Here is a 22,922-nt window from a genome sequence, read left to right on the forward strand (position 1 = left end):
TGAGCAACGCCAAAGTTCCCACGTTCACACCGGCTGGCGCCTGTGTGTGGGGGCAGAGATCAAACAACGGAGAACACGAAAGTGCCTACGATTAACCAGCTGGTCCGCAAGGGCCGCACGCCGAAGGTCTCCAAGACCAAGGCTCCCGCGCTGAAGGGCAGCCCGATGCGCCGCGGTGTTTGCACCCGCGTTTACACCACCACCCCCAAGAAGCCGAACTCGGCTCTGCGTAAGGTGGCACGTGTGCGCCTCAACGGTGGCGTGGAAGTTACCGCTTACATCCCCGGCGTTGGCCACAACCTCCAGGAGCACTCCATCGTGCTCGTCCGTGGTGGTCGTGTGAAGGACCTTCCGGGTGTCCGCTACAAGATCGTCCGCGGCGCGCTCGACACCCAGGGTGTCAAGAACCGCAAGCAGGCCCGTAGCCGTTACGGCGCAAAGATGGAGAAGAAGTAATATGCCTCGCAAGGGTCCGGCCCCGAAGCGGCCGCTAGTTTCCGATCCCGTTTACGGCTCCCCGTTGGTCACGCAGCTGATCAACAAGGTTCTGGTTGACGGCAAGAAGTCCACCGCTGAGCGCATCGTTTACGGTGCCCTCGAAGGTGCTCGTGCCAAGTCCGGCGGCGACCCCGTTGCCGCCCTCAAGAAGGCCATGGACAACGTCAAGCCTTCCCTCGAGGTGCGTTCACGCCGCGTCGGTGGCGCAACCTACCAGGTTCCGGTTGAGGTCAAGCCGGGTCGCTCCACCGCCCTCGCCCTGCGTTGGCTCGTGGGCTACTCCAAGGCTCGCCGGGAGAAGACCATGACCGAGCGTCTCCAGAACGAAATCCTGGATGCCTCCAATGGTCTTGGTGCCGCTGTGAAGCGTCGCGAAGACACCCACAAGATGGCCGAGTCCAACAAGGCCTTCGCACACTACCGCTGGTAAAAACTTTCCGGACGCCGCCGGCTCACTGAGCCGGCGGCGAACGTGTAGTCCATCCGAAAGGGAGACCCCGTGGCACAGGACGTGCTTACCGACCTCAACAAGGTCCGCAACATCGGCATCATGGCCCACATCGATGCCGGCAAGACCACCACTACCGAGCGCATCCTGTTCTACACGGGTGTGAACCACAAAATCGGCGAAACGCACGACGGCGCTTCGACCACCGACTGGATGGAACAGGAAAAGGAACGCGGCATCACCATCACGTCTGCCGCCGTGACCTGCTTCTGGGACAAGAACCAGATCAACATCATCGACACCCCGGGCCACGTGGACTTCACTGTTGAGGTTGAGCGCTCCTTGCGCGTCCTTGACGGTGCCGTTGCGGTGTTCGACGGCAAGGAAGGCGTGGAGCCGCAGTCCGAGACTGTTTGGCGCCAGGCTGACAAGTACAACGTGCCCCGCATCTGCTTCGTCAACAAGATGGACAAGCTGGGTGCTGACTTCTACTTCACCGTAGACACGATCATCTCCCGCCTTGGTGCCAAGCCGCTCGTTATGCAGCTGCCCATCGGCGCTGAGAACGACTTCGTCGGTGTTGTGGACCTCCTTGAAATGCGCGCCCTGGTTTGGCCTGGCGATGCTAAGGGTGACGTCACCATGGGTGCTTCATACGAAGTGCAGGAAATTCCTGCGGACCTCCAGGCCAAGGCCGAAGAGTACCGCGCGCAGCTCGTTGAGACTGTGGCCGAATCTTCCGAAGAACTCATGGAGAAGTACCTCGAAGGTGAAGAACTCACACTCGAAGAGATCAAAGCCGGCATCCGCAAGATGACCATCAACTCTGAGCTCTACCCGGTCTTCTGTGGCTCTGCCTTCAAGAACCGTGGCGTACAGCCGATGCTGGACGCCGTCGTCGACTTCCTGCCGAACCCGCTGGACGTCCCGCCGATGATCGGTCACGATCCCCGCGACGAAGAGAAGGAACTGACTCGTAAGCCTTCGGCCGACGAGCCCTTCTCCGCCCTCGCCTTCAAGATCGCGGCACACCCGTTCTTCGGTCAGCTGACCTTCATCCGCGTGTACTCCGGTCACGTCGAAGCCGGCGCCCAGGTGGTCAACTCCACCAAGGGCAAGAAGGAACGCATCGGCAAGCTGTTCCAGATGCACGCCAACAAGGAAATGCCCGTCGAGGGCGCTACCGCTGGCCACATCTACGCAGCTATCGGCCTGAAGGACACCACCACGGGTGACACCCTGTGCGATGCCAACAACCAGATCGTCCTTGAATCGATGAGCTTCCCGGCACCGGTTATCTCCGTTGCCATCGAGCCCAACACCAAGGGTGACCAGGAAAAGCTCTCCACGGCCATCCAGAAGCTCTCCGCTGAGGACCCGACCTTCCAGGTCTCCCTCAACGAAGACACCGGCCAGACCATCATCGCCGGCATGGGCGAGCTCCACTTGGACATCCTGGTGGACCGCATGCGCCGCGAATTCAAGGTCGAGGCAAACGTTGGCAAGCCGCAGGTTGCTTACCGCGAAACGATCAAGCGCACTGTTGAGCGTCTTGACTACACACACAAGAAGCAGACCGGTGGTTCGGGTCAGTTCGCTAAGATCCAGATCGCGATCGAGCCGATGGACACCAGCGACGGCGAAATGTACGAGTTCGTGAACAAGGTCACTGGTGGCCGCGTTCCGCGCGAATACATTCCTTCCGTCGACGCCGGTATCCAGGATGCGCTGAACGACGGCGTCTTGGCTGGCTACCCGGTTGTCGGCATCAAGGCCACGCTGATTGATGGCGCGTCCCACGATGTTGACTCCTCGGAAATGGCGTTCAAGATCGCCGGCCGTATGGCTTTCAAGGAAGCTGCACGCAAGGCGAACCCTGTTCTGCTTGAACCGCTGATGGATGTTGAGGTCCGCACCCCTGAGGAATACATGGGTGATGTTATCGGTGACCTGAACGCCCGTCGTGGCCAGATGCAGTCCATGGAGGACGCAGCAGGTGTGAAGGTTATCCGTGCACACGTTCCGCTGTCCGGCATGTTCGGCTACATCGGTGACCTTCGGTCCAAGACCCAGGGTCGTGCCGTGTACTCGATGACGTTCAACAGCTACGCTGAGGTCCCCAAGGCAGTAGCCGACGAGATCATCCAGAAGACCCGCGGCGAGTAATCTCCCGGTAACCGATGCAATTCCGGTCCCGGGAAGGCATCTCAGCTCGCGAGGCCGGGTTGTGACGAGAGCCGCAACCCGCCTCGTGCGCGAACAGGCTCTAGGAACTAAGATTGGTTCCTGAATCTGCAATTTCATCAAAACCAAGCCCCCAAGTAGACTTGCTAAAGTTTCTGCCGCGAAAAGCGCGGCCGAGGAGCACTTCACTTGAAATCGTTCTAGGAGGAACCTGTGGCAAAGGCAAAGTTCGAGCGGACTAAGCCGCACGTCAACATCGGCACCATTGGTCACGTTGACCACGGTAAGACGACGCTGACTGCCGCCATTTCCAAGGTGCTGTACGACCAGTACCCGGACATCAACGAGCAGCGCGACTTCGCGTCGATCGACTCGGCTCCGGAAGAGCGCCAGCGCGGTATTACCATCAACATCTCCCACGTGGAGTACCAGACCGAGAAGCGCCACTACGCACACGTAGACGCCCCGGGTCACGCTGACTACATCAAGAACATGATCACCGGTGCTGCCCAGATGGACGGCGCAATCCTCGTGGTTGCTGCAACCGATGGTCCGATGGCTCAGACCCGTGAGCACGTTCTGCTCGCCCGCCAGGTTGGCGTTCCCTACCTGCTGGTCGCGCTGAACAAGTCCGACATGGTTGATGACGAAGAACTCCTCGACCTCGTCGAAATGGAAGTTCGTGAGCTCCTTAGCTCGCAGGGCTTCGATGGCGATGAGGCTCCGGTTGTTCGCGTTTCCGGTCTGAAGGCTCTGGAAGGCGACCCGGTTTGGGTCAAGTCCGTCCAGGACCTGATGGCAGCTGTCGACGAGTCCGTTCCGGACCCCGTACGTGACCGCGACAAGCCGTTCCTGATGCCGATCGAAGACGTCTTCACCATCACCGGCCGTGGCACCGTTGTAACGGGCCGCGCCGAGCGTGGAACCCTCGCCATCAACTCCGAGGTCGAGATCGTCGGCATCCGCCCGGTCCAGAAGACCACGGTTACCGGTATCGAGATGTTCCACAAGCAGCTCGACGAAGCATGGGCCGGCGAGAACTGTGGCCTCCTGCTCCGCGGTCTGAAGCGCGACGACGTCGAGCGTGGCCAGGTTGTCGTCAAGCCGGGTTCCATCACCCCGCACACCGACTTCGAGGCTAACGTCTACATCCTGTCCAAGGACGAAGGCGGACGTCACAACCCGTTCTACTCCAACTACCGCCCGCAGTTCTACTTCCGTACCACGGACGTAACCGGCGTTATCACCCTGCCGGAAGGCACGGAAATGGTTATGCCTGGCGACAACACTGAGATGACCGTTGCGCTCATCCAGCCGATCGCTATGGAAGAGGGCCTCGGCTTCGCTATCCGCGAAGGCGGCCGCACCGTTGGTTCGGGACGTGTCACCAAGATCATCAAGTAGTTTCTTGCTTGAAGGTCGGTGATCTTCCGGATTTACCGGTAGTTACCTGAAAAGAACCCCATCGCTCCGGCGGTGGGGTTCTTTTTCATGCCTGGGCAGGTGACGCTACCGGAAGAGTGAGCTTTGGTGGTTCCGCGCCTTGGCCAATGAACGCAACCAGTAGAAGGAGTCTTTGGGGGTTCGAGCCTGTGTGTCGAAGTCGACGTGGACCAGGCCGAAACGCTGCGAATAGCCGGCGGCCCATTCGAAGTTGTCGGTGAGGGTCCACACGTAGTAGCCGAGTAAGTCCAAGCCCTCCGCCACGCCACCAGGTCCTGTGGCGGTCAGCGCATGCCCCAGATGCTCTGCCAGATAGGAGATCCGGTTAGTGTCCTGTACGGGACCTTCCACGTGGGCCGGCTCCGGGAAGCTCGCACCGCCCTCGGTGATGTACACAGGGGGGAGCGCGTCGCCGTAGCGTTCCCGCATCTCCTGCAGCAATATCGACAAATGCTCGGGAGCCACCGGCCAACCGAACCCGGTGGTCTCGTACTCGCTGTACGTGGCCAGGTGAAAGGGAATTTTGGCCATTTCGGGAGAGCTTCCAGTGGGGATCTCCGCCGGGCCCGGCCCGGAGGCGACCTTCAAGGGGTAGTAGTAGTTGAGCCCGTAGAAGTCCAGGGGCTGGTGGATGGTGTCCAGGTCGCCGTCTTCGACAGTGCTCAGTGATCGAAACCAAGGTTTCATGGGCAGTGGTGGCTTGGGGTATTGGCCCAGGAGCACGGCGTCCGCATAGATCCTGTTGAGGATGTGGTCCAGCGCTTGGGCCATGAGTCGGTCCGACAGCTTGTTGGTGGCGGCGCGGACGGGGGAGTGCATGTTCGATATGCCAATTTGTCCTTTGACGCCCACGTCACGGAGGGCCTGAACTGCCAGCCCATGGCCCAACAATTGGTGGTGGGCGGCTGGAAGCGAGTCGAACAGCAGTTCCCTACCCGGAGCGTGGACCCCCAGCGCATAGCCTTGGAGGGTAACAGAGACGGGCTCGTTCAACGTAACCCATCGATCCACGCGATCCCCAAAACGTTCAGCTGCCGCTTCACAATAGACGGCGAAGCGCTCTGCGGTCTGCCTGTTCATCCACCCGCCGGTCTGCTCCAGCTCCAACGGCAAGTCCCAATGGAAGAGAGTGGCCATGGGGGAGATGCCTGCAGCCAGGAGCTTGTCGATGAGGCGATCGTAAAAATCCAAGCCGCGCTGGTTGACGGCGCCGGTCCCACCGGGCTGTATCCGAGGCCACGATAGCGAGAAGCGGTACGAATCGATGCCTAGTTCCTGCATCAGGGCGATGTCCTCGTCCGCGCGGTTGTAGTGGTCGCACGCGACGGCGGGGGAGCCGCCGTCGACAATCACGCCCGGCTTCTCGGAAAAGGCATCCCAGCCGGACGGGCCCCGACCATCGGCGGTCAGCGAACCCTCGATCTGGAATGCGGCTGAGGCCACGCCCAGGACGAACCCTGGCCGGAGGCGTGCGGCAAGATCTTCCACGGAACCTGTATCCTGGACGGTCATTTTCCTATCATGCACAGGGTATCGGTGCCCGGCAATGGTGTCTGGGGTCCCGATTGGCCTTTCGGCCACAATTCCGCCATACTGGATAAGTTGTTCAAGCGCTTCTTCGTGTCCCGATCCGGATAATGCCGGATGTCGGGGGCCAAGCTGAAGCCCAAACATAACCCTGAACCCCATGATTGCGGTCGAGTTTGCGTGGAAATCGCGACACGCCCGACCGCGGGGGTCGGTGCGCTGGCAGGTTGAGGAACCCGGATATCCGGATTCAGCTTGTGCGGCGTGTGGTGGCAGAGCCTCAATCGCTTCGGCGGCCACGTCAACAGGTAAGTAAACAGAGCAGCCCTAACTAGAGCAGCACTAGCTGAAAGAGAGTCAGGCGACATGGCGGGACAAAAAATCCGCATCCGGCTGAAGTCATATGACCACGAGGTCATTGATGTTTCAGCGCGGAAGATCGTTGAGACGGTCACGCGCGCAGGCGCAACGGTAGTCGGCCCCGTGCCGCTGCCGACGGAGAAGAACGTGTACTGCGTTATCCGCTCTCCGCACAAGTACAAGGACAGCCGTGAGCACTTCGAAATGCGTACTCACAAGCGTCTGATCGACATCATCGACCCCACGCCGAAGGCTGTTGACTCGCTCATGCGTCTCGACCTGCCGGCTGACGTGAACATCGAAATCAAGCTCTAGGGAGGTGCTGAGAGACTATGACCGCAACCCGTAACGTAAAGGGCCTGCTGGGCACGAAGCTCGGCATGACCCAGGTCTGGGACGAGAACAACAAGCTCATCCCGGTAACTGTCGTCCAGGCTGACTCCAACGTCATCACCCAGCTGCGCAACGCAGAGGTTGATGGCTACGTCGCCGTCCAGATCGGCTACGGCCAGATCGACCCCCGCAAGGTCACCAAGCCGCTGGCTGGTCACTTTGAAAAGGCAGGCGTCACGCCTCGCCGCCACGTTGTCGAACTGCGTACCGCAGACGCCGCATCTTACGAGCTGGGCCAGGAGCTTTCTGTTGAGCTCTTCGAAGCCGGCCAGAAGATCGACGTCGTAGGCACCTCCAAGGGCAAGGGCTTCGCCGGTGTTATGAAGCGTCACGGCTTCCACGGCGTTGGCGCTTCCCACGGTGCCCACAAGAACCACCGTAAGCCTGGCTCCATCGGTGGCGCATCCACCCCGAGCCGCGTCTTCAAGGGCCTGAAAATGGCCGGCCGCATGGGCGCCGAGCGTCACACGACGTTGAACCTGACGGTTCACGCTGTTGACGTTGAGAAGTCGCTGCTCCTTATCAAGGGTGCCGTTCCCGGTGCCCGCGGCCAGGTCGTACTCGTACGCACTGCCGTGAAGGGAGCCTAGTTAAATGACTAGCACTGTCAAGGTAGACCTGCCTGCAGAGATCTTCGACGTCCAGACCAACGTGCCCCTGATGCACCAGGTCGTCGTCGCCCAGCTCGCTGCTGCACGCCAGGGTACCCACAAGACGAAGACCCGCGCCGAGGTTTCCGGTGCAGGTCGCAAGCCGTTCAAGCAGAAGGGCACCGGCCGCGCCCGTCAGGGTTCCATCCGTGCTCCTCACATGACCGGCGGTGGCGTTGTCCACGGTCCGACCCCTCGTGACTACAGCCAGCGCACCCCCAAGAAGATGAAGGCTGCTGCACTCCGTGGAGCCCTCTCTGACCGCGCCCGTAACGGCCGCATCCACGTCATCGCTGAACTGGTTACCGGCACCAAGCCGTCAGCCAAGGACGCACTGGCTTCGCTGCGCTCTGTCACAGAGCGCAAGAACCTGCTCGTCGTTATCGAGCGCGCCAACGATGTTGCTGCACTGTCCGTGCGCAACCTCGAAGATGTTCACGTTCTGTACGCAGACCAGTTGAACACCTACGACGTGCTGGTCTCCGACGACGTGGTCTTCACCAAGGCTGCTTTCGAGGCGTTCGTCGCTGACAAGGCAAAGAACGAGGAGGCCTCCAAGTGAGCGTAACCACCATCAAGGACCCGCGCGACGTCGTGCTTGCACCCGTCGTTTCGGAAAAGAGCTACGGTCTGATCGACGAAGGCAAGTACACCTTCCTGGTGGACCCTCGCTCGAACAAGACCGAAATCAAATTGGCCGTCGAGAAGATCTTCTCGGTCAAGGTTGACTCGATCAACACCATCAACCGTGCCGGTAAGCGCAAGCGCACCAAATTCGGCTGGGGACAGCGCAAGAGCACCAAGCGTGCAATTGTCACCCTCAAAGAAGGCACAATCGACATCTTCGGCGGTCCGCTCGCGTAGCGGAGACCACTTTAACGAGGAAATAAATTATGGGAATCCGTAAATACAAGCCGACTACCCCGGGCCGTCGTGGCTCGAGCGTAGCCGACTTTGCTGAAATCACGCGATCGACTCCGGAAAAGTCGTTGCTGCGTCCGCTGCACAAGACTGGCGGCCGTAACAACTCCGGTAAGATCACCACCCGTCACAAGGGTGGTGGGCACAAGCGCCAGTACCGTCTGATCGACTTCCGTCGTCACGACAAAGATGGCATCAATGCCCGCGTTGCCGAAATTGAGTACGACCCGAACCGCACGGCTCGCATCGCACTCCTGCACTACGTTGATGGCACCAAGCGTTACATCATCGCCCCCAACAAGCTGTCCCAGGGTGACTTCGTCGAGGCTGGTCCTGACGCTGACATCAAGCCGGGCAACAACCTGCCGCTGCGCAACATCCCGGTTGGTACCGTAATCCACGCAGTCGAACTGCGTCCGGGTGGCGGCGCCAAGATGGCACGTTCCGCAGGTGCTTCGGTACAGCTCGTTGCCAAGGAAGGCCGCTTCGCCCAGCTGCGTCTGCCCTCCGGCGAAATCCGCAACGTTGACGTGCGCTGCCGCGCAACCGTCGGCGAGGTCGGCAACGCCGAGCAGTCGAACATCAACTGGGGCAAGGCCGGCCGTATGCGCTGGAAGGGCGTCCGCCCGACCGTCCGTGGTGTAGCCATGAACCCGGTTGACCACCCGCACGGTGGTGGTGAAGGTAAGACTTCCGGTGGACGTCACCCGGTTAACCCGAACGGCAAGCCCGAGGGCCGTACCCGCCGTCCGAACAAAGAGAGCGACAAGCTTATTGTTCGTCGCCGCCGTACTGGCAAGAACAAGCGATAGGAGCCTGGACACATGCCACGCAGCCTGAAAAAAGGTCCTTTCGTTGACCAGCACCTCTTTGTGAAGGTCGCACGGGAAAACGATAAGGGCACCAAGAACGTCATCAAGACCTGGTCCCGCCGTTCGATGATCATCCCCGACATGCTCGGGCACACGATCGCCGTTCACGACGGACGCAAGCACATTCCGGTGTTTGTCACTGAGTCGATGGTCGGGCACAAGCTCGGCGAATTCGCTCCCACGCGGACATTCCGCGGCCATGTTAAGGACGACCGTAAGGGCAAGCGCCGCTAGGCGCCTGACTTTACGTCTTAGACGAGAGAAGGAAAGCAATGGAAGCCAAGGCTATTGCGCGTCACATCCGCGTAACGCCTATGAAGGCCCGGCGCGTCGTCAACCTTGTTCGTGGTAAGCAAGCGAATGAGGCTCTGGCAATTCTGAAGTTTGCCCCCCAGGCAGCTTCGGAGCCGGTATTCAAGGTACTTCAGTCGGCAATGGCCAACGCACGCGTCCTCGCGGACCGTGACGGCGTTGCATTCGACGACAGCGACCTGTTCATCAGCGAAGCATTCGTTGATGAAGGCCCGACTATGAAGCGGTTCCAGCCGCGTGCCCAAGGCCGCGCCTACCGCATTAGGAAGCGGACCAGCCACATCACCGTGGTCGTCGCAACCCCGGAGAAAGAGGAGGCTCGCTAAGTGGGACAGAAAGTAAACCCGCACGGGTTCCGACTCGGCATCACCACCGACCACGTTTCGCACTGGTTCGCTGACAGCACCAAGCCCGGACAGCGCTACAAGGACTTCGTCCGTGAGGACATCAAGATCCGTCAGCTCATGTCCACCGGCATGGAGCGCGCCGGCATCGCCAAGGTCGAGATCGAGCGCACCCGCGACCGTGTCCGTGTGGATATCCACACTGCACGCCCGGGTATCGTCATCGGCCGCCGCGGCGCTGAAGCAGACCGCATCCGCGGCGAGCTCGAAAAGCTCACGGGCAAGCAGGTCCAGCTGAACATCCTCGAGGTCAAGAACCCCGAGATGGAAGCACAGCTTGTTGCCCAGGGCATCGCTGAGCAGCTTACTTCCCGCGTGGCTTTCCGCCGCGCGATGAAGAAAGCAATGCAGTCCGCACAGCGTGCGGGTGCCAAGGGCATCCGTGTTGCTTGCTCGGGTCGTCTGGGTGGCGCAGAAATGTCCCGCTCGGAGTTCTACCGTGAAGGCCGTGTGCCCCTGCACACCCTCCGCGCGAACATCGACTACGGCTTCTACGAAGCCAAGACCACCTTCGGCCGTATCGGTGTGAAGGTTTGGATCTACAAGGGTGACGTAACCGCCAAGGAACTGGCTCAGCAGGCAGCTGCTGCTCCGTCCCGTGGCCGTGCAGGAGAGCGCCCGGGCCGCCCGGGTGGCGACCGTCGTCGTCGTAACGACCGTCCGGCAGCTGAGGCAGCACCTGCTGCCGTTGAAGCACCGGCCGCTGAAGCCGCTACCGCAGGTTCGGCTCAGGCAGCAGAAGGAGGACAGGCTTAAATGCTTATCCCACGTCGAGTCAAGCACCGTAAGCAGCACCACCCGGGTCGTTCCGGCGCTGCTACGGGCGGCACCAAGGTCAGCTTCGGTGAGTACGGTATCCAGGCGCTCAGCCCGGCATACGTAACCAACCGTCAGATCGAGTCCGCTCGTATCGCGATGACCCGCCACATCAAGCGTGGCGGTAAGGTCTGGATCAACATTTACCCGGACCGTCCGCTGACGAAGAAGCCTGCTGAAACCCGTATGGGTTCCGGTAAGGGTTCTCCGGAATGGTGGGTCGCAAACGTCAAGCCGGGCCGGGTTCTCTTTGAACTCTCCGGTGTCAATGAAGAGGTAGCTCGCGAGGCACTGCGCCTGGCAATCCACAAGCTGCCGTTGAAGGCACGCATTGTGCGTCGCGAAGGTGGTGAATAGAAATGGCAGTAGGGTCGAAGGATCTCGCACCCGCACAGCTGGACGGTTTCGACAACGAGCGTCTCGTTGAAGAACTCCGCAAGTCCAAGGAAGAGCTGTTCAACCTGCGTTTCCAGTCCGCCACCGGACAGCTGGAAAACCACGGTCGTTTGCGCGCGGTAAAGAAGGACATCGCACGCATCTACACCGTTCTTCGTGAGCGCGAGCTGGGCATTCGTGCCGAGGTTGCCGCACCGGTTGTGGAAGCCAAGGAAGAAAAGAAGTCCAAGAAGGCTGCCAAGGCTGAACCAGCCGAGGTTGAAGCTGGAGAGGACGCCAAGTGAGCGAGAAGGAAACTGTGACGGAAGCAGCAGCCAGCGCTGAACAGCGCGGTTACCGTAAGACGCGTCGCGGCTACGTAGTCTCTGACAAGATGGAAAAGACCATCGTTGTTCAGGTTGAAGACCGCGTGAAGCACGCTCTGTACGGCAAGGTTATTCGCCGCACCTCGAAGGTCAAGGCTCACGACGAAGAGAACATCGCCGGCGTCGGCGACCTCGTTCTCATCTCTGAGACCCGCCCGCTGTCCGCTACCAAGCGGTGGCGTCTGGTTGAGATCCTCGAAAAGGCCAAGTAAATCCAGCGCTGGGTTTACCTGGCAAGGATTCACTGGAAAGGCCCGCGTTCCCTACGGAACGCGGGCCTTTCCGCGTTCCCGGCCGTTTCGGTTCATAGGCCAAAACGTGCTAGGATATTGAGTTTGTATGGCGCCACATGTGCGTCGTCCACTACCTCGTAAACAATCGTGCCACTGCATACTGCCCCGCGCAGAGTTTTCTGCAAGGGAAGCTGATGCTTGTGGCACGGGCGTTTAGGCCTGGTCTGGCAAAATCCAGCCAGGTCAAGAGACACCCCGATCAACCGTTCCGCAAGGCTCATTCCGTAGGCATGATTTCGGTCTGAGAACCCGCGCGACGCAAGGAGTAAAAATTGATTCAGCAGGAGTCGCGACTCAAGGTCGCCGACAACACGGGTGCTAAGGAAATCCTTACCATTCGCGTTCTCGGTGGATCCGGTCGTCGCTACGCAGGCATTGGCGACGTCATCGTCGCTACCGTCAAGGACGCTATTCCCGGCGGAAACGTAAAGAAGGGCGACGTCGTCAAGGCGGTCATCGTCCGTACCAAGAAGGAACGCCGTCGTATCGACGGTTCCTACATCAAGTTCGACGAGAACGCAGCTGTGATCCTGAAGAACGACGGTGACCCCCGCGGTACCCGTATCTTCGGCCCGGTTGGTCGTGAACTTCGCGACAAGAAGTTCATGAAGATCGTTTCGCTGGCCCCGGAGGTGCTTTAGTCCATGGCTAAGATCAAGAAGGGTGACCTGGTTCAGGTCATCACCGGCGCCAAGCAGGAACGCGGCGGCGACCGCGGCAAGCAAGGCAAGGTACTGCGCGTATTCCCGGCCACCAACCGCGTGCTGGTAGAGGGAATCAACCGCGTCACCAAGCACACCAAGGTCGGTCAGTCGCAGCGCGGCACCAAGACCGGTGGCATCGAGGTTGTAGAGGCCCCGATCCACGTTTCCAACGTTGCTTTGGTGGACCCGTCGACCAAGAAGCCGACCCGTGTTGGTTTCCGTCTCGACACCGTTGAGAAGGATGGCGCTACCAAGACCGTCCGTATCCGCGTGTCCAAGGCCACCGGGAAGGACATCTGATGAGTGAGACATTGTCTGAGAACACCGTCGAAACCAAGATCGTTCCTCGTCTGAAGACGAAGTACGCAGAGACCATCAAAAAGTCCCTGCAGGACGAATTCAACTACGCGAACGTGAACCAGGTTCCCCGCCTCGTCAAGGTTGTCGTGAACATGGGTGTTGGAGATGCCGCTAAGGACTCCAAGCTGATCGACGGCGCTGTCCGCGACCTCACCCTGATCACCGGCCAGAAGCCGCAGGTTACCAAGGCCCGCAAGTCAATCGCACAGTTCAAGCTGCGCGAAGGCATGCCCATTGGCGCACACGCTACCCTCCGTGGCGACCGCATGTGGGAATTCGTGGATCGTCTGGTCTCCCTCGCGCTGCCCCGTATCCGCGACTTCCGCGGCCTCAACGGCAAGCAGTTCGATGGCAACGGCAACTACACCTTCGGTCTGACCGAGCAGGTTATGTTCCACGAAATCGACCAGGATTCCATTGACCGCGTTCGCGGTATGGACATCACGGTTGTCACCACTGCCAAGACCGACGACGAAGGCCGCGCGCTGCTCAAGGCGCTTGGTTTCCCGTTCAAGACCGAAAACTAACTACGTAAAAGGTCCGCAGCGCCAGCTCCTCGGAGCAAGCGCTACGGAAACCGGTACGAGGAAGGGCTATAGCCCAAATGACTATGACAGATCCTGTCGCAGACATGCTCACGCGTCTGCGCAATGCAAACTCGGCATACCACGACTCCGTGTCCATGCCGTACAGCAAACTGAAGGCACGCGTTGCTGACATCCTGAAGGCAGAAGGCTACATTGCCGGCTGGAAGGAAGAAGACGCCGAGGTTGGCAAGAAGCTGACCCTCGACCTGAAGTTCGGTCCGAACCGCGAGCGTTCCATCGCTGGCGTCCGCCGCATCTCCAAGCCCGGCCTGCGCGTCTACGCGAAGTCCACTAACCTGCCTCACGTTCTCGGTGGCCTGGGTATCGCAATCCTGTCCACCTCTTCCGGCCTCTTGACTGACAAGCAGGCCGGCAAGAAGGGCGTGGGCGGCGAAGTCCTCGCGTACGTCTGGTAACGGGAAAGGAAGAGAATAATGTCACGTATTGGACGTCTCCCCATCACCGTTCCTGCCGGAGTTGAGGTCAAGCTCGATGGCTCCGTCATCAGCGTCAAGGGTTCCAAAGGCGAGCTGAGCCACACTGTGGCCAGCCCGATCGAGGTTGCCCTGGAAGAGAACACGCTCACGGTCACCCGCCCGAACGACGAGCGCGCTTCGCGTTCGCTGCACGGCCTGACCCGCACCCTGATCGCCAACATGATCCAGGGCGTTACCGAGGGCTACGAGAAGAAGCTTGAAATTGTCGGTACCGGTTACCGCGTTCAGGCCAAGGGTTCTGACCTGGAGTTCGCTCTGGGCTACAGCCACCCGGTTAACGTCTCTGCACCCGAAGGCATCACCTTCGTAGTAGAGGGTCCGACCAAGCTCTCTGTTGCGGGTATCAATAAGCAGCAGGTCGGCGAGGTTGCTGCCAACATTCGCAAGCTGCGCAAGCCCGACCCCTACAAGGGCAAGGGTGTCCGTTACGCCGGCGAAGTCATCCGCCGCAAGGTCGGAAAGGCTGGTAAGTAAACCATGGCCATCGCAATTAACAAGAAGCGTTCGAACAAGAGCAAGTCTGCTGCACGCAGCCGTCGCCAGCTTCGTATCCGCAAGCGCATCAGCGGAACGGCTGTACGTCCTCGTCTGGTCGTCAACCGCTCGGCACGCCACGTATTCGTCCAGGTTGTCGACGACAGCAAGGGTGTAACCGTGGCTTCGGCTTCCACTTTGGAAGCTGACCTCCGCGCATTCGACGGAGACAAGACTGCCAAGGCCAAGCGCGTTGGTGAGCTCGTTGCCGGGCGCGCCAAGGCCGCAGGCGTCGAGGCTGTCGTCTTCGACCGTGGCGGTAACAAGTACCATGGCCGCATCGCCGCCGTCGCTGACGGTGCTCGCGAAGGTGGGCTGGCACTGTGACCGTTGAAAATAACGAAAAGGACATTCAGGTGACTGAAGCTGTAGCTGCTGAAGCAACTGAGACCGCGACGGCACCCGCTGCCGACGACCGCCGCGGCGGACGTCGTGGCGAGCGTGGCGACCGTGGCCAGGGGCGCGGCGACCGTGGTGGCCGTGGTGGCCGCGACGGTGGACGCGAAGCCGAGAAGAGCCAGTTCGTAGAGCGCGTTGTCACCATCAACCGTGTTGCCAAGGTCGTCAAGGGTGGTCGTCGCTTCAGCTTCACCGCTCTCGTCGTCGTCGGTGACGGCAACGGTATGGTCGGCGTTGGCTACGGCAAGGCCAAGGAAGTTCCCGCTGCTATCGCAAAGGGCGTAGAAGAGGCCAAGAAGTCCTTCTTCCGCGTTCCCCGCGTTGGCAGCACCATCCCGCACCGCGTGCAGGGTGAGGCTGCTGCAGGCGTTGTCCTGCTGCGTCCGGCTTCCGCCGGTACCGGTGTTATCGCCGGTGGTCCGGTCCGCGCGGTATTGGAGTGCGTCGGTATTCACGACATCCTCTCCAAGTCGCTCGGTTCCTCCAACGCGATCAACATCGTTCACGCGACTGTTGCCGCTCTGAAGCAGCTCGAAGAGCCCGCTTCCGTGGCTGCCCGCCGTGGCTTGCCGCTGGACGAGGTTGCTCCTGCTGCTCTGGTGCGCGCGCTCCAGAACCAGAAGGCAGGTGTTTAGTCATGGCTAAGAACCTGACTCCCTCCGACGCCAAGTTGGAGATCACCCAGATCAAGGGCGTCATCGGCGCCAAGCAGAACCAGAAGGCAACCCTTCGGTCACTGGGCCTCAAGCGCATCGGACACACTGTTGTCCGCAACGCTGATGCCGTGACTGTTGGAATGCTGAACACGGTTCCGCACCTCGTGAATGTAGAGGAGGCGAAGTAATGGCAGAGAACAAGACCGCCGCAGAGGCTGCTGAGAAGCAGAACACTCTGAAGGTCCACCACCTGCGTCCCGCCCCGGGTGCCAAGACCGCCAAGACCCGTGTTGGTCGTGGTGAAGGCTCCAAGGGTAAGACCGCTGGTCGCGGTACCAAGGGTACGAAGGCCCGCTACCAGGTAAAGGCTGGCTTTGCCGGCGGCCAGCTGCCGCTGCACATGCGCCTCCCGAAGCTGCGCGGCTTCAAGAACCCGTTCCGGGTTGAGTTCCAGGTTGTAAACCTGGAGAGGCTCAACGAGTTGTTCCCGGAAGGTGGCACTGTCACCGTGGAGTCCCTGGTTGCAAAGGGTGCGGTTCGCAAGAACCAGCCCGTGAAGGTGCTGGGCACCGGCGACATCACCGTCAAGGTTGACGTCACCGCCCACGCTTTCTCTTCCAGCGCTTCGGAAAAGATCGCCGCAGCAGGCGGAAGCACCACTGCTCTCTAGGAGCTAGTGGGGTGAACACCCGCTGTGAATAGAATCCCGGCATGCGGGGCTTAGGCCCCGTGTGCCGGGATTTTTTTGCGTGGCTGTGGACTCTCGATTATTGCGACGGCGTCACAAGCGGTTAGACTCGGTTGTTGGGTTTCATTGAGCCCATCCACACCCTTGTACTTTCTACTCAGGAGGACGCTTGCTAAGCGCATTCGGCCGGGCGTTTCGGACGCCTGATTTGCGACGCAAGTTGTTGTTCACGCTGGCAATCATCACAATCTTCCGCTTGGGAGCTTTCATCCCCTCGCCTGGTGTGAACTACCAGAATGTCCAGCAATGCTTGAACACCGGTGACACCTCGCAGGGCATCTACCAGCTGGTGAACTTGTTCAGCGGCGGCGCGTTGCTGCAGGTTTCGATCTTCGCTCTGGGGATCATGCCTTACATTACGGCGAGCATTATCGTGCAGCTGCTCCGGGTGGTCATTCCCCGGTTCCAGCAACTGTATGAGGAAGGGGCGTCGGGCCAGTCAAAGCTGACGCAGTACACCCGTTACCTCACCATCGCCTTGGGCCTCTTGAACGCAACCACCTTGGTCTCCCTGGCACGGTCCGGCCAGTTGCTGCCGGGCTGCAACCTGCACATCATTCCCGATGACAGCATCATCACCACGATCCTCATCATCATCACACTGACTGCTGGTACGGGCTTGATCATGTGGATGGGCGAACTGGTCACCGAAAAGGGTGTGGGCAACGGCATGTCGCTGCTCATCTTCACTTCCATCGCAGCCGGGTTCCCGCGTTCGCTGGGTGCCATTTGGGAGTCCAAGGGCCCTGGTACCTTCTTCCTGGTGTTGGCCATTGGTTTGCTCACCGTGGCGCTCGTGGTCTTCGTGGAGCAGTCGCAGCGCCGCGTTCCGGTCCAGTACGCCAAGCGCATGATCGGGCGACGCACTGTCGGCGGCACCAGCACCTACATTCCCATCAAGGTGAACATGGCTGGCGTCGTGCCTGTCATCTTTGCTTCCTCCATGCTTTACCTGCCCGGACTGATTTCGCAGTTCAACCAGCCGAAGGCAGGGGAGCCGATGGCTCCATGGGTCGAGTGGATCAACAACAACCTCACCCGTGGCGACCACCCCATCTACATGGCGTTGTACTTCCTCATGATCGTGTTCTTCACCTACTTCTACGTGGCGATCACCTTCAACCCTGAAGAAGTCTCGGACAACATGAAGAAGTACGGTGGCTTCATTCCGGGCATCCGGGCGGGTAAACCGACCGCGGACTACCTGCAGTACGTGCTTTCGCGAATCACTTTGCCAGGAGCCCTGTACCTGGGCTTCGTGGCGCTGATCCCGCTGGTCGCACTCGTCCTGATCAATGCCAACCAGAACTTCCCCTTCGGTGGCACCTCAATCCTGATCATGGTGGGAGTTGGCCTGGAGACCGTCAAGCAGATTGATGCGCAGCTACAACAACGTCACTACGAAGGGCTTTTGCGATGACGAGAATGCTGATCATAGGACCTCCCGGTTCGGGGAAAGGTACGCAGGCTGAACGGATTTCCGAGCGGCTCGGCGTCGTTGCCATCTCAACGGGCGACATCTTCCGCGCCAACGTCAAGGGTGAAACTCCCTTGGGCATCGAAGCGAAGAAGTACATGGACGCCGGCGACTTCGTTCCGGACAGCGTCACGAACGACATGGTTCGCGACCGGCTGAGCCAGCCCGACGCCGAGAATGGCTTCCTGCTGGACGGTTACCCGCGCACCACCGCGCAGGTGGACTACCTGGACCAGATCCTCGCAGACGGCCAGCAGGAGCTCGACGTCGTGCTCCAGCTGACTGCCGACGACGAGGAACTGGTAGCCCGGCTGTTGGGCCGTGCGAAGGAAACCGGCCGTTCGGATGACAACGAGGCTGTTATCCGGCATCGCCTGGACCTTTACCACGGTCAGACTGAAGCGGTCGTGGCAAAGTATGCCGAGCGCGGAATTCTCACCAAGGTCGATGGCATCGGCGGTATCGATGAAGTTACCGAGCGCGTCCTCACAGCCATTGAGTCGGCCAAAGCAGTCTAAGTAGCTCCCCGCCGTCGGCCTTGGCCACGGAGGAAAAGGGCGTGCTTTGCACTAACCGTGCAGGGCACGCCCTTCCTTAATTTCGGCCACGCTCCCCAATACGGGAAAATGGTCTTAGTCGCGGCGCCTGATCGGTCCCCGCAGTAAACCATCCAGAGGAGATCATGGCGTTCGGTCAGCCCCGCATTGAGTACAAGACCAATGAGCAGATGCGCATCATGCACCAAGCCGGGCTCGTCCTGAGCCGTGCACTGGACGCCGCGGTAGCGGCGGCAAAGGCCGGTGTCACCACCAAAGACCTTGATGAGGTGTTCGCTGCCGTGCTGAGCGATGCCGGCGCGAAGTCGAACTTCCTCGGCTACCACGGCTTCCCCGCTACCATTTGCACCTCCGTCAACGAGGAGGTGGTGCACGGCATCCCAGGGAACCGTGTGCTCCAGGACGGCGACATCATCTCCATTGACGGTGGCTGCATCGTGGACGGGTGGCACTCTGACTCCGCCAGGACGGTCATCGTAGGCACGGCGGATCCTGAGGACCAACGGCTCTCGGATGTGACCGAGGAAGCGATGTGGCGGGGTATTGCTGCCTTGGCCACGGGCAAGTTCGTGGGTGACATCGGCAATGCGATCGATGATTACGTGTCGTCCGTCCATGGCAAGCCCCTTGGCATCTTGGAGGACTACGTGGGCCACGGCATCGGCTCGGAGATGCACATGGCTCCGGACGTCCTGAATTACCGCACCGGACACCGTGGGCCCAAGGTCCGGCCCGGCCTGTGCCTGGCGATTGAACCGATGCTCGTTCGCGGCGGTATCGAAACCGCCACGTTGGAGGACGACTGGACAGTGGTGACCACGGACGGGAAACGGTCCTGCCAGTGGGAACATTCGGTAGCAGTTCACGAACAGGGCATCTGGGTGCTGTCCGCAGCGGACGGGGGCGCTGAACGCTTGGCCCCACTCGGCGTCGTGCCAGTCCCGATCCCGTAGCAGGCGACGAAAATTGGCAGTAGTGGTGGTGCCCAGGCGTGGGCACCACCACTACTGCCGGTTAATGACTCGATCAGGCCTTCAACTTGGGTTTGACGTCCTTGGTGTAAGCCCCATCCAGCGTCCCCTTGAGGTCGGTCATGGTTGCCTTGACGTCACCTTGCTGGGTGAGGATCTTCGCGGCGGCCTTGGCCATCTCTTGGTCGGCGCCGGGAAGGAACACGCGCGCGTTGTCCTGGACCCGGGTAACGGCGAGTTGGTCCATTGCCGTTTTGATTTGGGGCGTCTTGGCAAGGACGGCGGACATGTCCGCGGAAAGCCGGGTGGGCATGTAACCGGTGGCTGCGGAGAATGCTGCGGTGTTTTCGGGTTCCGTCATGAACTTCAGGAAGGTGGCAGCTGCCAGCTGCACTTCCTTGGTGACACCGCTGGGGATGCCAAGGCCTGCCCCGCCCGTGGGGCAGACGTTCGTCGCTGCTTTGGGGCCGCCGGGCAGGAAGCCGACTCCGACGTTGAACTTGGCGGACTTCAGCACGCCGAGGAGGTCACCGGTGGAGGAGATGGTGGTCGATGTAATACCTGCTGAGAAATCGTCCGCAGCGTTCTTCGAGGAGACGCCGGCCCACTTGTCCTTGTAGACGGAGTCCTGTGCCCATTGAAGGGCAGCAACGGACTCGGTGGAATCGCAGGTGATTTTCCAACCGTCGGACCAGCTGCCGCCCCAGCCCCAGAGGTTGTTCTGCAGGGTCCAGCCGGCGTAACCGGCCAAGGCGGGATACATGTAGGCGTATTTGGCGCCCGAGGCCGCTTGGAGTTTCGGTGCCCAGTCCGCGAATTCCTGCCATGTCTTCGGTGCCCGGTCAGGCAGCCCGGCGGCCTTGAAGTGGTCCTTGTTGTAATAGAAGAGCGGTGTGGAACGGCCGTAGGGAAGCGCCCACTGCTTGTCGGCGTACTTGTAGTCAGCCACGAGGGACTTCTGGAAATCATCCATGGCGAAGTTCAACTGCTTCAGCAGCCCGTCCAAGGCGATGATGTTGCCGTTGGTGTAGTAGCGGAACCACCAGACGTCGGAGAGGACCACGAGGCCGGGGAGCGTTGACTTCGCAGCCTGCGAGGTCTGGAATTTCTGCGCGATCTCTTCATAGTTGGCACCGGCGGTTACCAGGTTCACCTTGATATCCGGAAACTTCGCGTGGAATTTGTCGATGATGGACCGTTCGACATCCATGGACTGTCCCGGGTGGCTTGTCCAGAAATCAAATGAGCCGGCCGGCTTCACGCCGGTGAAGTCAACAGCGGAGGCGTCGACGGTTGCAGCCGGAGCCGACGTCGAGGGGCCGCCACAGGCCGCGAGGGCAACAGCGCTGGCGCCAAGGCCTGCGAGGCCCAGGAAGTGGCGTCGGTCAAGTTGGGTGTTCACAATGCTTCCTTTCAAGAATCTTTGGGGGTAGATCGATGCGGTGGATGTGATGGAGGCCTAGCCGGTCACGCTGCCTTGGGTGAGGCCGGCGACGATGTAGCGCTGCAGTGCCGCGAAGACGAGGAGGATCGGGATGATCACCAGGACGGCGCCGGCCATCAGGATTCCCCACCCGGCGCCGTTTCCTTCAGAGTTTTGAAGGAGCGTCAGGCCCACCGGAAGGGTCATGGTTTCAGGGCGGTCGGTAATGATCAGTGGCCAGATGTAGTCGTTCCATTCGCTGACGACGGTCACCAGAGCCACCGTCGCGATGGAGGGAAGCGATACCGGTGCCACCACTTGCCAGAGCCGCCGCCAGTGGCCTGCGCCGTCGATCTCGGCTGCTTCCAGGATGGAGGCAGGAAGCGTCAGGAAATGTTGGCGGAGCAAGAAGGTGCCGAAGGCTGTACCAAGGCCGGGAAGGATGATTCCCCAAAGCGTGTTCTTCCCGCCCAGTCCCGAGATCAGGATGTAGTTGGGCAGAATGGATACCTGCGGTGGCACCATCAGCGCCACGAGGATCAGAACGAAGATGATGTTCTTGAACGGGAATCGGACAAAGACCAACGCGTAGGCGGTGAGGATCGCCAGGACTACCTTCACGGTTGAACCCACCGTGGTGACGATGAGGCTGTTGAGGAAGAACTGGGCGAACGGCACAGTGGTCATGGCTGCGCGGTAGTTCTCCAGGTTCACGCCCTGGGGCAAGATCTTGAGGTCTGTTGTGACGATCTCGCCCGGCTGTTTCAGGGAGCTCAGCACCATCCACAACAACGGTAGGACCACCACCAACGTGGCCACGAGGAGGGGAAGGTAACCTCCCGCGAGTGTTTGGACGAGGTTCTTCCGGGAGAACGGACGGGCGCGTTCCACCATCGCCTCCGCAGCTGCGTTCTGTTGTGGCGTCAGCGTGCTCACGAGTAGTGCACCTTCCGTTCGACGAACCGCAACTGGAGAACGGTGATGATGAGCAGGAGGGCGAAGAGGACCACCGAGATGGCGGCGCTGTACCCGGCGCGGTTGTAGGCCCCGAAAGCTTGTAGGTAGGCCTCGTAGATCAAGGTGCTTGTCCCCGCGCCCAGGGGAGTCATAATCCGGATGAGGTCGAAGGCCTGCAGTGAACTAAGCATCGTGGTGATCAGCAGGAAGAACGTTGTGGGGGAGAGCAGTGGAACGGACATGCTCATGAAGCGCCGAAGACCGCTGGCGCCGTCCAGCGATGCTGCTTCCATGACGTCTTTGGGAAGCGACTGCAGCCCGGCGAGATACACAACGGCGCAGTAGCCGAGGTTTTTCCAGATGTAGACGATGATGACCATCACGAGGGAAAGTTGGGGATCATTGATCCATTCCGGGCTTTGCTGGCCGAAGCCACGGAGGATCCAAGCGAGCACGCCGTAACCGGGATCGAAGATGAACAACCAGACAAGGCCGACTCCGACGCCGCTCAGAACGTAGGGAGCGAAGACGGCGGAGCGCGCGAAGGTGGTGCCGCGGACCTTCGAGTTGAGGGCAACCGCGATCAGGAGTCCCAGTGCCATCGAGCCACCTACGGTCACCAGGGTGAAGACGGCGGTGGTGCCCAGGACGTTGGAAGCATCGGAACCGGTGAAGAAGTCGATGTAGTTCCCGAAGCCCACCACCGTGGCCGAAGCGGAGCCCAAGGTCCAGTCAAGGGTGGAGTAGTACATGTTGTTGATCAATGGCCAGTAGGTGAACGTCCCAATCAATATCAGGTTGGGCAAGGCCAGGGCGAGGAAGACCACGAAGTCCCTGCGGGTGCGGCGCGACCAGCCATTGCGTTTGCGGCGGGCGTCGTCGCTGCGGGAGGGGGTCCGCGTCTGGGCGTTCGCCTGGCCGAGAGGCACAGGGCTGTTGCTGCTGTGAATCTGTCGGGTAGTCATGAGTCGCTCACGGGTTGGATTGTGGTGGCCGGCTCCCGGATCGGGGCGGCGGGACAGGCCCAGCTCATCACGCCGCACTAGCGCCGTAGCGCCAAAACCGGCCAGCGTAGCGATAGTTGTCGTACACTTCCGCGCCTGTTTACCGTGCGTTCCCCGCATGTTCGGAAATGAGGTTCGGCTCCCGTTTGCGCCAGGAATCTGCCCA

The 22,922-nt window shown here is 60.5% G+C and carries 31 protein-coding genes; 27 read left to right on the forward strand and 4 right to left on the reverse strand.

The genetic code is table 11. From position 1 onward, the window contains the following. The first annotated feature begins 81 nt into the window (after positions 1-81). The 4 genes from rpsL (at position 82) to tuf (ending at position 4,534) form a co-directional block, all read left to right on the forward strand. Positions 82-456, forward strand: coding sequence for a 30S ribosomal protein S12 (gene rpsL / locus SB659_RS00370; protein WP_009358312.1), 375 nt, complete (start codon positions 82-84; stop codon positions 454-456). A gap of 1 nt (position 457) precedes the next feature. Next, positions 458-928 carry a 30S ribosomal protein S7 gene (gene rpsG / locus SB659_RS00375; protein WP_003803829.1) on the forward strand — a complete coding sequence of 157 codons (471 nt, stop codon included), beginning with the start codon at positions 458-460 and terminating at the stop codon, positions 926-928. Positions 929-997: 69 nt separating this feature from the next. Beyond that, positions 998-3,112, forward strand: a complete 2,115-nt coding sequence (fusA, locus tag SB659_RS00380) for an elongation factor G (protein ID WP_284979026.1) — start codon at positions 998-1,000, stop codon at positions 3,110-3,112. Positions 3,113-3,343: 231 nt separating this feature from the next. Next, positions 3,344-4,534, forward strand: coding sequence for an elongation factor Tu (tuf, locus tag SB659_RS00385; protein WP_284976364.1), 1,191 nt, complete (start codon positions 3,344-3,346; stop codon positions 4,532-4,534). 105 nt (positions 4,535-4,639) lie between these two features. On the opposite strand, the gene SB659_RS00390 is transcribed toward tuf, so the two are convergent. After that, a complete protein-coding gene (locus SB659_RS00390) occupies positions 4,640-6,085 on the reverse strand; it encodes a GH1 family beta-glucosidase (RefSeq protein WP_410549174.1) in 1,446 nt (481 codons plus the stop codon). A 381-nt stretch (positions 6,086-6,466) separates the two neighbouring features. On the opposite strand from SB659_RS00390, the gene rpsJ reads away from it, so the two are divergent. From rpsJ to map, 23 genes are all read left to right on the forward strand, one after another. Then, on the forward strand, positions 6,467-6,775 hold the full coding sequence (rpsJ, locus tag SB659_RS00395) for a 30S ribosomal protein S10 (RefSeq protein WP_003803825.1): 309 nt from the start codon (positions 6,467-6,469) through the stop codon (positions 6,773-6,775). A 17-nt stretch (positions 6,776-6,792) separates the two neighbouring features. Then, positions 6,793-7,443, forward strand: coding sequence for a 50S ribosomal protein L3 (gene rplC, locus SB659_RS00400; RefSeq protein WP_258438093.1), 651 nt, complete (start codon positions 6,793-6,795; stop codon positions 7,441-7,443). Between the two features lie 4 nt (positions 7,444-7,447). Next, entirely contained in the window at positions 7,448-8,065 is a 618-nt protein-coding gene (gene rplD / locus SB659_RS00405; RefSeq protein WP_410549175.1) for a 50S ribosomal protein L4, read from the forward strand. Further along, a complete protein-coding gene (gene rplW / locus SB659_RS00410) occupies positions 8,062-8,367 on the forward strand; it encodes a 50S ribosomal protein L23 (protein WP_011775593.1) in 306 nt (101 codons plus the stop codon). Before rplD ends, rplW begins: the two co-directional genes overlap by 4 nt. Positions 8,368-8,396: 29 nt before the next feature. Beyond that, positions 8,397-9,236, forward strand: a complete 840-nt coding sequence (rplB, locus tag SB659_RS00415) for a 50S ribosomal protein L2 (RefSeq protein ID WP_011775592.1) — start codon at positions 8,397-8,399, stop codon at positions 9,234-9,236. Between the two features lie 12 nt (positions 9,237-9,248). Next, complete coding sequence (gene rpsS, locus SB659_RS00420; protein WP_011775591.1) at positions 9,249-9,530, forward strand: 30S ribosomal protein S19; 282 nt, start codon at positions 9,249-9,251, stop codon at positions 9,528-9,530. Positions 9,531-9,568: 38 nt separating this feature from the next. After that, entirely contained in the window at positions 9,569-9,934 is a 366-nt protein-coding gene (gene rplV / locus SB659_RS00425; RefSeq protein ID WP_090817766.1) for a 50S ribosomal protein L22, read from the forward strand. After that, positions 9,935-10,768: a 30S ribosomal protein S3 gene (gene rpsC, locus SB659_RS00430; protein ID WP_284976367.1), complete on the forward strand. Its 834-nt coding sequence runs from the start codon at positions 9,935-9,937 to the stop codon at positions 10,766-10,768. Next, on the forward strand, positions 10,769-11,185 hold the full coding sequence (rplP, locus tag SB659_RS00435) for a 50S ribosomal protein L16 (RefSeq protein WP_003803795.1): 417 nt from the start codon (positions 10,769-10,771) through the stop codon (positions 11,183-11,185). Positions 11,186-11,187: 2 nt separating this feature from the next. Continuing rightward, complete coding sequence (rpmC, locus tag SB659_RS00440) at positions 11,188-11,508, forward strand: 50S ribosomal protein L29 (RefSeq protein ID WP_284976368.1); 321 nt, start codon at positions 11,188-11,190, stop codon at positions 11,506-11,508. Beyond that, positions 11,505-11,801, forward strand: coding sequence for a 30S ribosomal protein S17 (gene rpsQ, locus SB659_RS00445; protein ID WP_284976369.1), 297 nt, complete (start codon positions 11,505-11,507; stop codon positions 11,799-11,801). Before rpmC ends, rpsQ begins: the two co-directional genes overlap by 4 nt. A gap of 353 nt (positions 11,802-12,154) precedes the next feature. Further along, positions 12,155-12,523 (forward strand): 50S ribosomal protein L14, encoded by a 369-nt coding sequence (rplN, locus tag SB659_RS00450; protein ID WP_284976370.1) that lies wholly within the window; start codon positions 12,155-12,157, stop codon positions 12,521-12,523. Between the two features lie 3 nt (positions 12,524-12,526). Then, a complete protein-coding gene (gene rplX, locus SB659_RS00455; RefSeq protein WP_018776682.1) occupies positions 12,527-12,886 on the forward strand; it encodes a 50S ribosomal protein L24 in 360 nt (119 codons plus the stop codon). Continuing rightward, complete coding sequence (rplE, locus tag SB659_RS00460; protein WP_284976372.1) at positions 12,886-13,473, forward strand: 50S ribosomal protein L5; 588 nt, start codon at positions 12,886-12,888, stop codon at positions 13,471-13,473. Before rplX ends, rplE begins: the two co-directional genes overlap by 1 nt. A 77-nt stretch (positions 13,474-13,550) precedes the next feature. Next, the gene (gene rpsH, locus SB659_RS00465) at positions 13,551-13,949 is read left to right on the forward strand and encodes a 30S ribosomal protein S8 (RefSeq protein ID WP_284976373.1); all 399 of its coding nucleotides are present in this window, start codon (positions 13,551-13,553) and stop codon (positions 13,947-13,949) included. Positions 13,950-13,967: 18 nt separating this feature from the next. Next, positions 13,968-14,504 carry a 50S ribosomal protein L6 gene (gene rplF / locus SB659_RS00470; RefSeq protein WP_284976374.1) on the forward strand — a complete coding sequence of 179 codons (537 nt, stop codon included), beginning with the start codon at positions 13,968-13,970 and terminating at the stop codon, positions 14,502-14,504. A gap of 3 nt (positions 14,505-14,507) precedes the next feature. Further along, positions 14,508-14,891 (forward strand): 50S ribosomal protein L18, encoded by a 384-nt coding sequence (gene rplR / locus SB659_RS00475; protein ID WP_284976375.1) that lies wholly within the window; start codon positions 14,508-14,510, stop codon positions 14,889-14,891. Between the two features lie 29 nt (positions 14,892-14,920). Next, positions 14,921-15,598, forward strand: a complete 678-nt coding sequence (rpsE, locus tag SB659_RS00480) for a 30S ribosomal protein S5 (RefSeq protein ID WP_284976376.1) — start codon at positions 14,921-14,923, stop codon at positions 15,596-15,598. A 2-nt stretch (positions 15,599-15,600) separates the two neighbouring features. After that, positions 15,601-15,807 carry a 50S ribosomal protein L30 gene (gene rpmD, locus SB659_RS00485; RefSeq protein ID WP_011775580.1) on the forward strand — a complete coding sequence of 69 codons (207 nt, stop codon included), beginning with the start codon at positions 15,601-15,603 and terminating at the stop codon, positions 15,805-15,807. Further along, complete coding sequence (rplO, locus tag SB659_RS00490) at positions 15,807-16,289, forward strand: 50S ribosomal protein L15 (RefSeq protein ID WP_284976378.1); 483 nt, start codon at positions 15,807-15,809, stop codon at positions 16,287-16,289. Before rpmD ends, rplO begins: the two co-directional genes overlap by 1 nt. A 187-nt stretch (positions 16,290-16,476) precedes the next feature. Beyond that, positions 16,477-17,787 (forward strand): preprotein translocase subunit SecY, encoded by a 1,311-nt coding sequence (secY, locus tag SB659_RS00495; protein ID WP_284976379.1) that lies wholly within the window; start codon positions 16,477-16,479, stop codon positions 17,785-17,787. Positions 17,788-17,792: 5 nt separating this feature from the next. Beyond that, positions 17,793-18,362 (forward strand): adenylate kinase, encoded by a 570-nt coding sequence (locus SB659_RS00500; protein WP_284976446.1) that lies wholly within the window; start codon positions 17,793-17,795, stop codon positions 18,360-18,362. A 164-nt stretch (positions 18,363-18,526) separates the two neighbouring features. After that, positions 18,527-19,354, forward strand: coding sequence for a type I methionyl aminopeptidase (gene map, locus SB659_RS00505; RefSeq protein WP_284976380.1), 828 nt, complete (start codon positions 18,527-18,529; stop codon positions 19,352-19,354). 73 nt (positions 19,355-19,427) lie between these two features. Here the strand turns inward: map and SB659_RS00510 are convergent, their stop codons facing one another. Genes SB659_RS00510 through SB659_RS00520 form a run of 3 tightly spaced genes read right to left on the reverse strand, consistent with a single transcriptional unit; the run spans position 19,428 to position 22,717 of the window. Beyond that, complete coding sequence (locus tag SB659_RS00510; RefSeq protein WP_410549176.1) at positions 19,428-20,774, reverse strand: extracellular solute-binding protein; 1,347 nt, start codon at positions 20,772-20,774, stop codon at positions 19,428-19,430. A 57-nt stretch (positions 20,775-20,831) separates the two neighbouring features. Continuing rightward, complete coding sequence (locus SB659_RS00515; protein ID WP_284979047.1) at positions 20,832-21,689, reverse strand: carbohydrate ABC transporter permease; 858 nt, start codon at positions 21,687-21,689, stop codon at positions 20,832-20,834. A gap of 38 nt (positions 21,690-21,727) precedes the next feature. After that, on the reverse strand, positions 21,728-22,717 hold the full coding sequence (locus SB659_RS00520) for a carbohydrate ABC transporter permease (RefSeq protein WP_410549177.1): 990 nt from the start codon (positions 22,715-22,717) through the stop codon (positions 21,728-21,730). Positions 22,718-22,922: the final 205 nt, after the last annotated feature.

It is taken from the genome of Arthrobacter sp. SIMBA_036 (assembly GCF_046535135.1).
Taxonomy (GTDB): domain Bacteria; phylum Actinomycetota; class Actinomycetes; order Actinomycetales; family Micrococcaceae; genus Arthrobacter.